We start from the raw sequence: 10,802 nt of genomic DNA on the forward strand, positions 1-10,802 counted from the left end.
AATCCTTCTTTCAACGGCTACTTCAACTGCGCCAGCGCCTTGCGGAACAACGGCGGCACACCCTGCCCCAGGCGCACGCCGCCGTCGTCCTGACGCAGGATATCCATGCGCGTGAGCCACTCCTCGAACTCCGGCGCCGGGCGCAGGCCGATGGTCTTGCGCGCATACAGCGCATCGTGGAACGAGGTGGTCTGGTAATTGAGCATCACGTCGTCCGAACCCGGAATGCCCATGATGAAATTGATCCCCGCGGTACCCAGCAGGGTCAACAGCACGTCCATGTCGTCCTGGTCGGCTTCGGCGTGGTTGGTGTAGCAGATGTCGCAGCCCATGGGCACGCCCAACAGCTTGCCGCAGAAGTGATCTTCAAGGCCTGCGCGAATGATCTGCTTGCCGTTGTACAGGTACTCCGGGCCGATGAAACCGACCACGGTGTTCACCAGGAATGGATTGAAATGCCGCGCCACCGCATAGGCACGGGCTTCGCAGGTCTGCTGATCGACGCCATGGTGGGCGTTGGCCGACAGCGCACTGCCCTGCCCGGTTTCGAAGTACATCAGGTTGTTGCCCAGCGTGCCGCGATTGAGGCTCAGGCCTGCTTCGTAACCTTCACGGAGGATTTCCAGGCTGATGCCAAAACTGCTGTTGGCCGCCTCGGTGCCGGCGATGGACTGGAACACCAGGTCCAGCGGCACCCCCTTCTCGATCGCCGCCACCGAAGAGGTGACGTGGGTCAGCACGCAGGACTGGGTCGGAATCTGGTAATGACTGATGACCCCATCGAGCATCTTCAGCAGTTCGCTGATGGCGCTGATGCTGTCGGTGGCCGGGTTGATGCCGATCATGGCATCGCCGTTGCCGTACAGCAGACCATCGAGCACGCTGGCGGCGATACCCGCCGGATCATCGGTGGGATGGTTGGGCTGCAGACGGGTCGACATGCGCCCGCGCAGGCCGACCGTGTTGCGAAAGCGGGTGACCACGCGAATCTTCTGCGCCACCAGCACCAGGTCCTGCACGCGCATGATCTTGGACACCGCTGCCGCCATTTCCGGAGTCAGCCCCGGCGCGAGGGCACGGAGGCTGTCTTCGGTGGCGTCATCGCCCAGCAGCCAGTCACGAAAGCCGCCGACGGTCAGGTGGCTGACCGCAGCAAAGGCGGCGGCGTCATGGCTGTCGACGATCAGCCGGGTGACTTCGTCCTGTTCGTAAGGAATCAGCGCTTCGTTGAGGAAGCGCTTGAGCGGCACCTCGGCCAGGGTCATCTGCGCCGCCGCGCGCTCGGCATCGCTTGCGGCAGCGACTTCAGCGAGGAAGTCGCCGGAGCGTGCGGGGCTGGCCTTGGCCATGAGTTCGCGCAGGCTGTCGAAGCGCCAGACCATGCCACCGATGCTATGGGAAAAACTCATACACACCCGTCCTTCGTCAACTCGCGTTTAACCGGCGACCGCTGCAACCGACTCGCGACCGCGTACCACTTTGCAGAACAGCGCACCCACCGCCATCAGACAGATGAAGATGCCGCAGATTACCGCGTTGAACCAGACCATGGCGATCAGGCAGACCACCGCCAGCACCAGCGCGATGCCCGGTACGATCGGATAACCCGGCGCAAGGAAGGTGCGTTCCAGGTTCGGCTCGCTGCGACGCAGCTTGAACAGGCTGAGCATGCTGATGATGTACATCACGATAGCCCCGAACACCGACATGGTAATCATCGCCGCGGTCAGGGTCATGCCTTGCAGGTTGACCAGGCCGTCGCTGAGGATCGCGGCGATGCCGATCACACCCCCGGCGAGGATGGCGCGATGCGGGGTCTGGAAGCGCGACAGTTTAGCCAGGCTCGACGGCAGGAACCCGGCCCGAGCCAGGGCGAAGAACTGGCGCGAGTAACCCAGGATGATGCCGTGGAAGCTGGCCACCAGGCCGAACAGGCCGATCCACACCAGCATGTGCATCCAGTTGGAGTTATTGCCGACCACTGTTTTCATCGCCTGGGGCAGCGGGTCGTTGATGTTGGAAAGCGCGCGCCAGTCGCCGACGCCGCCGGCGAAGATCATCACGCCGATGGCCAGCACCACCAGGGTCAGGATGCCGGCGATATAGGCGCGAGGGATGGTGCGTTTCGGGTCCTTGGCTTCTTCGGCGGCCATGGCCGCGCCTTCGATGGCGAGGAAGAACCAGATCGCGAACGGGATCGCGGCGAAGATGCCGCTGATCGCTGGCAGGCTGAAGGTGTCGGAACCGGCCCAGCCGCCCAGTACGAAATTGCTGAAGCTGAAGCCCGGCGCAACCACGCCCATGAACACCAGCAGTTCGGCGACGGCCAGCACGGTGACCACCAGTTCGAAGGTGGCGGCGATGCTGACGCCGAGGATGTTCAGGGTCATGAACACGAAATAGGCGCCGATGGCCGCGACCCTGGGATCAAGGGACGGGTACTGCACGTTGAGGTAGGCACCAATGGCCATGGCAATCGCCGGTGGCGCGAAGACGAATTCGATCAGGGTCGCGAGGCCCGCGATCATCCCGCCCGCAGGACCGAATGCACGCAGGCTGTAGGCAAATGGACCGCCGGCGTGCGGGATGGCAGTGGTCAGCTCGGTGTAACTGAAGATGAAACAGGTGTACATCACCGCCACCATCAGCGTGGTGACCAGAAAGCCCAGCGTACCCGCCGCGCCCCAGCCATAGCTCCAGCCAAAATACTCGCCGGAAATCACCAGGCCCACGGCCAGCCCCCACAGGTGCAGGGTTCCCAAGGTCGGTTTGAGTTGTGTAACAGTCATGTGTGTTTACCCCGCAAGCCAGATGACGGAATGTTGCTGACAGCGAGAATAGCCACGGATTGCGGGCCAAGGCTTGACCGCAAAGCGCGCGGGTTGTCCTGTGCGGTCAAGTTTTTCAGCTGATTGGCCGGGGTGCGCCATGGCAGCGCACGAATCAGGCGCCGTGCTTTATAGCGGGTCAGAAATGCCGGCCGGGTTGGCACCTGACTACCCAGGGAGGTGGGTGGATGGGTAGCAAGTCGTGGGAAATGGCTGCGAACTTTCAGAACTCCACGCTCCTGTAGGAGTGAGCTTGCTCGCGATGACGTCCGGACCTTCAACGCAGCGTTGGAGCCCCGCGTAAAGCAATCGCGAGCAAGCTCACTCCTACAGGTTCGCGGTGTATTCAGGCATCGGAGCGAGGCTCGATTCGTAACAAGGTATGACATTTGCTTGAATGAAATTCATACAGACCGTGAAGGCCATTCACTCCCATGTTTCAGAACCTCATTCCCCAGGGCGCACCGAACTCCGCAGCCGCCAGCAATCGCGGCGTGTTGTCGGCTGCCGCCAACGGACTGGACGGGTTCATCGTGCAACATGGCGGTGATCTGGATCGGGTGTTTGGCCGCTCCGGCATCGATCCCGAACAACTGCTGCACCCGACCCTGAGCCTGCCGCTGCCCAATTACTGCAAGGTGCTGGAAGAAGCGGCGCGCCAGACCGGCTGCGACAATTTCGGCCTGCGCTACGGCCAGCAGTTCCAGCCTCAGGCGCTGGGCCTGCTGGGCTACATCGGCCTGTGCTCGGCAACGCTGGAAGATGCGCTGGTCAACTTTTCCCAGGCTTTCCCCTTTCACCAGCACAGCACGCTGATCGAACTGGTGGATCAGGGCGAGTGTTACCGCTTCGACTATCAGGTGCGCCACGGCGCGATCAACGAACGGCGCCAGGATGCCGAACTGACCATGGGCATGGCGCTGAATCTGGTGCGCCATGTGCTCGGGCCGGACTGGGCGCCGCGTCAGGTGGCGTTCGAGCACGGCCGCCCGCAAGACTGGCAGGAACACCGCGACGCCTTCCACGCTGACGTGCTGTTCGGCCAGGGCTGCAATTCGCTGCTGGTGCCCAAGTCCGAGATCATCGGCAAGGCAATGCCTGGCAGCGACCCGATCCTGTTGATGCTGATCAAGGACGCCATTCGCCAGTTGGGTGATACCGGCGGCGAACCGCTTCTGCTGGAACGCGCCCGCCAATCGATTCTCGCCACCCTGCACCTGGGCGAACCGGTGCTCGACGAGATCGCCCATCACCTGGGCCTGTCCGAATGGGCGCTGCAACGCAAGTTGCGCGACCTGGGCCTGAGCTTCACCCAACTGGTGGACCAGATCCGCCAGGACTCGGCCATCGCCCACCTCAAGCAAGGCCACATGAGCGTCACCCAACTGGCCTCCCTGCTCGGCTATTCGGAAACCAGCGCGTTCTCCCGCGCGTTCAAGCGCTGGTTTGGGGTGAGTCCCAAGCAGTGGCGCACTCCCACGGTTTAAGCTTCCCGTAGCAGCACGGCTTGCCGGCGGGAGCGGTGGATCAGCTACCCATGTGCCGCCTGACACACCGCTCCCGCCGGCAAGCCGTGCTGCTACGGGATTTGCGGAACTGCGCAACCACTGGTAAGACCGGTAAGATCTTTCATACCCTCCTCTTGTGAAAACCCCAAACACGGGCCTAGACTGACCCTGCATTGGACATACCGGTAAGACCACAATAATTAAGTCCGGCCAGAGGCACCCGCGCCCGGTCAGGACACCGACTAGAGATCCTCATCATGCTTAAATGGTGCTCCCGCTCGATATTCCTTCAGGTCGTCATCGGATTGATGCTCGGCATCATCTGCGGCCTGGCCCTCCCCGAATTCTCCTCGCAGCTCAAACCCCTGGGCGACGGCTTCATCAAGCTGATCAAGATGCTCATCGGGGTGATCGTGTTCTGCGTGGTCGTCAGCGGCATTTCCGGCGCAGGCGATCTGAAAAAGGTCGGCCGCATCGGCCTCAAATCCGTGCTGTATTTCGAAGTGCTGACCACCATTGCACTGGTCATCGGCCTGATCGTCGCCTACGGCACGGGCCTGGGCAACGGCGCCAATATCCATCTGGATCAGCTCTCCGTGGCCGACATGGGCGACCTCACCGAGCGCACCAAGCAGATTCATGGCGCGTCCACCTTTCTCATGGACCTGATCCCGACCTCGGTGATCGGCGCCTTCGCCGACAACAACATCCTGCAAGTGCTGCTGTTCGCCGTACTGTTCGGCAGCGCCCTGAACCTGGTGGGCGAGTCAGCCAGCGGCATCTCGCGACTCATCAACGAACTGAGCCACGTGGTGTTTCGCATCATGGGCATGATCGTGCGCCTGGCGCCCATTGGCGTGTTCGGCGCCATCGCGTTCACCACCAGCAAATACGGCGTGCAGTCGCTGCAGCACCTGGGCAGCCTGGTGGCGCTGTTCTACCTCACCTGCTCGGCGTTCGTGCTGATCATCCTGGGCGGCGTGATGCGCGCTTCGGGGCTTAAAATCCTGCCGTTCCTCAAGTACCTGCGCGAAGAATTGCTGATCGTGCTGGGCACCGCCTCCTCCGACGCCGTACTGCCACAGATCATGCGCAAACTGGAACACATGGGCATCGGCAGCTCGACCGTGGGTCTGGTGATTCCAACCGGTTATTCGTTCAACCTGGACGGCTTCTCGATCTACCTGACCCTGGCCATCGTCTTCATCGCCAATGCCACCGGCACGCCGCTGGCGTTCACCGACCTGCTGACGATTTTGCTGGTGTCGCTGATTACCTCCAAAGGCGCCCACGGGATTCCGGGGTCGGCGCTGGTGATCCTGGCCGCTACCCTGACCGCCGTGCCGGCGATTCCGGTGGTGGGCCTGGTGCTGGTACTGGCCGTAGACTGGTTCATGGGCATCGGCCGGGCGCTGACCAACCTCATCGGCAACTGCGTGGCCACCGTCGCCATCGCGCGCTGGGAACGCGACATCGACGTGAAACGCGCCAACAACGTATTGGCCAGTAAACAGGGCTTTGTCTTTCAAGCGAAGAAAACGCCCAATCCCCTTCACCAACAGGAATTCTGAAGCGCTCGCACCGGGCGTCCACAAGACGCCCTCTGACGCTTCACTGACCGATCAGGAACAACAGGATGATCAGTTCATCGACCGTCGTTAACGGCGTAGTAGAAAAATTGCGGGCGGCACTGGCCCGCGGGCAATGGCGCTCCGGCGACATGCTGCCGGGCCAGCGCGAACTGGCCGAACAAATGGGCATCAGCCGACCGAGCCTGCGCGAAGCGGTGATCGTGCTGGAGACGCTGGGGCTGGTGCGCTCGATGCCGGGCAAAGGCGTGGTGGTGCTGGACGAGCCGTCAGCTCAGGGCACCAAGCCCATGGCCGCCAACGGGGTGGCCGACGCGACACTGGCCGATGTCATGCAGCTGCGCTACACGCTGGAGCCTTTCATTGTCAGCCTGCTGGCGCAGTCGATCAGCCAGAAGGAAATCGCCGAGCTGCGCCTGACCCTGATGGACATGCGCGATGCCCTGGAAGACCAGGACAGCGAATCGGGCAGCAACGCCTACATCGCCTTCCATGAACAGCTGTTCGCCCTGACGTCCAACCCGATCTTCCACAACATGGTCCAGCAGACCAGCCAGGCCCTCAAGCAATGCGCGCCGACCCTGCGCAACACCCCGGAACATTTGGCCGCACGGCTCAAGGAAACCGAAGCGCTGGTGCGCGCCATCCGCAACAAGGACAGCGCCGGTGCCAGTGAGCTGATGCGCGAACATATCCTGCAGGAAGGCCAGCGCATGGAGGTCCATCTGGATATCCCACGGCAGGATTGACCTCACGCCACAACGCCCCGTAGCAGCACGGCTTGCCGGCGGGAGCGGTGGATCAGTCACATCTGTGGTGCCTGACACACCGCCCCCGCCGGCAAGCCGTGCTGCTACGGATAGAGGGTGACCTCAAGCCCCTGTCACCTTACGCTGCAACTCCAGCCGCCGCAGGCTGCCCATGCTCAGGAACGCCAGCGCCCCGACCAGCGCGTGGGCCGCCACCACGTACATCGCCCCGGAGAACGATCCGGTGGACTGCACGATGTAGCCGATCACGATCGGGGTGAAGATCCCCGAGAAGTTACCGAACATGTTGAACAGGCCTCCGGCCATGCCGGTGATTTCCTTGGGTGAGGTGTCCGACACCAGCGTCCAGTCCACCGCCACCACGCCCTTGCCGAAGATCGCCAGGGACATCAGCGCCGTCACCACCCACATCGATTCGGTGAAGTTGCAGAACACCAGCGTTGCGCCCATGGTCATGCCGCACACCAGCGGAATCTTGCGCGCCACCGACAGCGAGAAGCCCTTGCGGATCAGGAAATCGCACACCGCACCGCCACACAGCGCGCCGAGCAGGCCGCATATGCCGGGGATAGCGGCGATGGCACCCGCCTCCATGATGTTCAGCCCGCGGCCCTTGACCAGGTACACCGGAAACCAGGTCAGGAAGAAATACTGCAGCGAGGTGTCGCAGTATTTGCCCAGGTAAATCGACCACATCATCGGGCTTTTCAGCAGCACTTTGAGGTCCGAGAAACGCGGCACGAACGCGCCCTTTTCCCTGGGTTTGTCCATGTCCACCTGAGCGCCGCCTTCACGCAAGTGCTCAAGCTCGCCGCGGTTGACCGAGGGATGCTCGGTCGGGTTTTTCACGAACCTGAACCAGATCAGGCTGACCACTATCCCCAACCCGCCCATGAACCAGTACACATGCTCCCAGCCATAGCGGTGCGCGATGAAACCCATGGCCGGCGCGAGCAACACGACCGACATGTACATCGACGAGTTGAAGATCACCGTCGCCAATCCGCGTTCCTGCAACGGAAACCACGCCGCGACGATGCGGCTGTTGGCCGGGTACACCGGGGCCTCGATCAAGCCCAGCAGGAAGCGCAGAACGAACAGCGTGCCGATGGCCACGGGCACCGAGAAGAAGCCGATCATCCCTTGCGCCACCGTGATGGTGGACCAGAGAAACAGCGACAGCCCGTACACCCGCACCGAGCCGAACTTATCGAGCAACCAGCCGCCCGGCAACTGCCCGAGCACATAGGCCCAGGCGAACGCCGAGAACATATAGCCCAGGGTGATCGAGTTGATGCCCAGCACTTCGGTCAGCGCGGAGCCTGTGATCGACAGCGTGGCGCGGTCGCCGACGTTGATTGCGGTGACGATGAACAGCATCGCCAGAATGCCGAAACGCACCTTGCTGCGCACAGCGGTTGCAGCAGCGGCAGCCGGGGCGGCTGCACTTGCGGTGTTGGTATGTTCCACATGAAAGCCCTCATCTTGTTGTTATAGATCGGCCACAAGAGCGCCCCACAGGAGGCGCTCCCGGTCATGCACAAACGTTGTTGCCGGGTTCAGTCAGGGGCGAGAACCGACCTCGACGGTGTGTGCCGTCCAGGCCTTGACCTGGTCACTGAGCGACAGCCCCAGGCCCGGACGGGTCGGCACCAGCATGCGGCCGTCGCGGGTTTCCAGGCGTTCATTGAACAGCGGCTCCATCCACTCGAAGTGCTCGACCCACGGCTCGGTCGGGTACGCCGCCGCCAGGTGCACGTGCAGTTCCATGGCGAAGTGCGGCGCGAGCATCACACCGGCCTGCTCGGCCATGGCCGCGACTTTCAGGTACGGGGTGATACCGCCAACCCGTGGGGCGTCTGGCATCAGGAAATCGGCGCCGCGCAGCTTGATGAACTCGGCGTGCTCGGCCACGCTGGTGAGCATTTCACCGGTGGCAATCGGCGTGTCGAACTGCTGGGCCAGCGCGGCGTGGCCTTCGGCGTCGTAGCAGTCCAGCGGCTCTTCGATCCAGATCAGGTTGAATTCTTCGAAGCGGCGGCACATGCGCTGGGCGGTCGGGCGGTCCCACTGCTGGTTGGCGTCGACCATCAGCGGGAAGTCATCGCCCAGGTGCTTGCGCACGGTCGCCACGCGGTGCAGGTCGATGGCGCAGTCGGGCTGGCCCACTTTCAGCTTGATGCCGCCGATGCCCTTTTCCCGGGACATGTCGGTGTTGTGCAGCAACTGGTCCAGCGGCGTGTGCAGGAAACCGCCCGAGGTGTTGTAGCAGCGCACCGAGTCGCGATGAGCGCCCAGCAGACGCGCTACCGACAGATTGGCGCGCTTGGCCTTCAGGTCCCACAACGCCACATCGAAGGCGCCGATGGCCTGGGTCGCCATGCCGCTGCGGCCGACCGAAGCCCCTGCCCAGCACAGCTTGGTCCACAGTTTGGCGATGTCACTTGGGTTCTCGCCAATCAGCGCCGGGGCGATTTCCCTGGCGTGGGCGAACTGGCCCGGGCCGCCTGCGCGCTTGGAGTAGCTGAAGCCCAGGCCGCGATGGCCGTCTTTGGTTTCGATTTCAGCCACCAGAATGGCGATTTCGGTCATAGGCTTCTGGCGCCCGGTCAACACCTTGGCGTCGCTGATCGGGTTGGCCAGCGGAAGGAATACCAGGGAGACCTGGACCCAGGTGATCTGGTCGTTGTCGCCGCTGTGGTTGTTTTCTTGTTGTACGAGCATGGATTCGCGCCCCTGATCGGATGCAGCATGGGAAATTTGAAGGCGATGATTGCGCAATCATACGAACCGGTAAAAAAGGCGATCGCACGGGAAAAGCGGATCACCATGGACCGGATCTTACACTGATTGCGCAATCATTCAATAGCGCGTTTGGTCGGCTGAGAGCGAAATCGGGGATCAGGTGCTGGCGCGGTCGATCAGCGTAAACCCGGTATCGACCCGCACGGGCGAGGCGCTTGGGCTCTGGTTCTGGAAGCGGTCGAGCAAGGCCTGGGCCACCTGCAGGCCGATGCGGTTACCATCGACTCGCACGGTCGAGAGCGCCGGGTACACCTGGGCGGCACTGCTCAGGTCACCGAAACCCATCACCGCCAGATCCTCGGGCACCCGCAGGCCACGGCTCGCCGCCTCCGCCAGTACGCCCTGGGCGACGGTATCGGAACTGCACACCACCACATCGGTGGACACGCCACGATCAAGCAATCCGGCCAGCCCTTCCCTGCCCACCTGCAAGGTGGCCGGTGGCGCGAGGACTTCCATCGGCACATCGTCGATGCCGTGCTTCTTTAGTTCGGCGGTCAGGCTGTTCAAGCGGCGCAGCCCGCGGGGGTCACCGATGGCGACGATGGAGAAGCGCTTGTAGCCCTTGCCCAGCAGATGGCGGGCGGTTTCCTCACCCACCTGTTCATGGGAGAAACCCACCAGCATGTCGATGGGGTCTTCGCTCAAGTCCCACGCCTCGACCACCGGGATGCCGGCCTGGGCCAGGCGCGCGCGGCTGGATTCGGTGTGCAGGGTGCCGGTCAGCACGATCCCGTCGGGACGACGACCCAGCACCGCTTCGAGCAGTTTCTCTTCCTGATCGGGGTCGTAGCCGGTCAGGCCCAGCAGGGTCTGGTAGCCGGCCTGGGTCAAGCGGTCCATCAGGGCCTGCACGGTGTCGGCGAAGATCGAGTTGGCGATGGTTGGCAGGAAGATCGCCACCAAGCGGCTTTTGTTGCTCGCCAGGCTGCCGGCCATCATGTTCGGCACGTAACCGGTCTGGCGCACCGCCTCACGCACCTTGGCCCGGGTTTCTTCGGTCACCAGATCAGGCCGGTTCAAGGCCCGGGACACGGTCATGGGTGAAACACCCGCGACTTTCGAGACATCGATCAAGGTAAGGCTGGAGGCCTTCTTCGGCACAGTGGACGACGCGAGCCCGGCAGGCTTGCCTGGTTTTTTCGGCATGAAGGGTTCCGGTTACATAGGAGAACGCAAGGGAAGGAATTTAACAAAGCCTGAGGGGACAAGCACTCGAATACGTTCGCGGCGCCCGCAGGATCGCTCCCGCGGGCAAGCCCGGCTGCTACGGGGTCTGTGAAATGGCTTCCCTTTGTGCGT

Annotated in this window: 8 protein-coding genes; 3 read left to right on the plus strand and 5 right to left on the minus strand. The window is 62.8% G+C overall.

The window, feature by feature from the left end; genetic code table 11:
- Positions 1 to 17 precede the first annotated feature (17 nt).
- Together NPS29_RS01545 and eat are read right to left on the minus strand one after the other, a co-directional pair.
- The gene (locus NPS29_RS01545; RefSeq protein ID WP_274130267.1) at positions 18 to 1,409 is read right to left on the minus strand and encodes an ethanolamine ammonia-lyase subunit EutB; all 1,392 of its coding nucleotides are present in this window, start codon (positions 1,407 to 1,409) and stop codon (positions 18 to 20) included.
- A 27-nt stretch (positions 1,410 to 1,436) separates the two neighbouring features.
- A complete protein-coding gene (gene eat, locus NPS29_RS01550) occupies positions 1,437 to 2,789 on the minus strand; it encodes an ethanolamine permease (protein ID WP_274130268.1) in 1,353 nt (450 codons plus the stop codon).
- 473 nt (positions 2,790 to 3,262) lie between these two features.
- Between eat and qhpR the strand changes: the two genes are divergently transcribed.
- From qhpR to NPS29_RS01565, 3 genes are all read left to right on the plus strand, one after another.
- The gene (qhpR, locus tag NPS29_RS01555) at positions 3,263 to 4,315 is read left to right on the plus strand and encodes an AraC-like transcriptional regulator QhpR (RefSeq protein ID WP_274130269.1); all 1,053 of its coding nucleotides are present in this window, start codon (positions 3,263 to 3,265) and stop codon (positions 4,313 to 4,315) included.
- 278 nt (positions 4,316 to 4,593) lie between these two features.
- On the plus strand, positions 4,594 to 5,907 hold the full coding sequence (locus NPS29_RS01560; RefSeq protein ID WP_274130270.1) for a C4-dicarboxylate transporter DctA: 1,314 nt from the start codon (positions 4,594 to 4,596) through the stop codon (positions 5,905 to 5,907).
- Between the two features lie 65 nt (positions 5,908 to 5,972).
- Complete coding sequence (locus NPS29_RS01565; RefSeq protein WP_274130271.1) at positions 5,973 to 6,674, plus strand: FadR/GntR family transcriptional regulator; 702 nt, start codon at positions 5,973 to 5,975, stop codon at positions 6,672 to 6,674.
- A 123-nt stretch (positions 6,675 to 6,797) separates the two neighbouring features.
- Here NPS29_RS01565 and NPS29_RS01570 read toward each other — a convergent pair whose 3' ends face one another.
- The 3 genes from NPS29_RS01570 to NPS29_RS01580 all read right to left on the minus strand — a co-directional run bounded on the left by NPS29_RS01570 (position 6,798) and on the right by NPS29_RS01580 (position 10,649).
- The gene (locus NPS29_RS01570) at positions 6,798 to 8,165 is read right to left on the minus strand and encodes an MFS transporter (protein ID WP_274130272.1); all 1,368 of its coding nucleotides are present in this window, start codon (positions 8,163 to 8,165) and stop codon (positions 6,798 to 6,800) included.
- Positions 8,166 to 8,258: 93 nt separating this feature from the next.
- Positions 8,259 to 9,419 carry an L-talarate/galactarate dehydratase gene (locus NPS29_RS01575; RefSeq protein WP_274130273.1) on the minus strand — a complete coding sequence of 387 codons (1,161 nt, stop codon included), beginning with the start codon at positions 9,417 to 9,419 and terminating at the stop codon, positions 8,259 to 8,261.
- 177 nt (positions 9,420 to 9,596) lie between these two features.
- The gene (locus NPS29_RS01580; protein ID WP_274130274.1) at positions 9,597 to 10,649 is read right to left on the minus strand and encodes a LacI family DNA-binding transcriptional regulator; all 1,053 of its coding nucleotides are present in this window, start codon (positions 10,647 to 10,649) and stop codon (positions 9,597 to 9,599) included.
- Between the last annotated feature and the right edge of the window lie 153 nt (positions 10,650 to 10,802).

Origin of the sequence: Pseudomonas putida (genome assembly GCF_028682175.1) — a bacterium.
In the GTDB taxonomy this organism is placed as follows: Bacteria; Pseudomonadota; Gammaproteobacteria; order Pseudomonadales; family Pseudomonadaceae; genus Aquipseudomonas; species Aquipseudomonas putida_AD.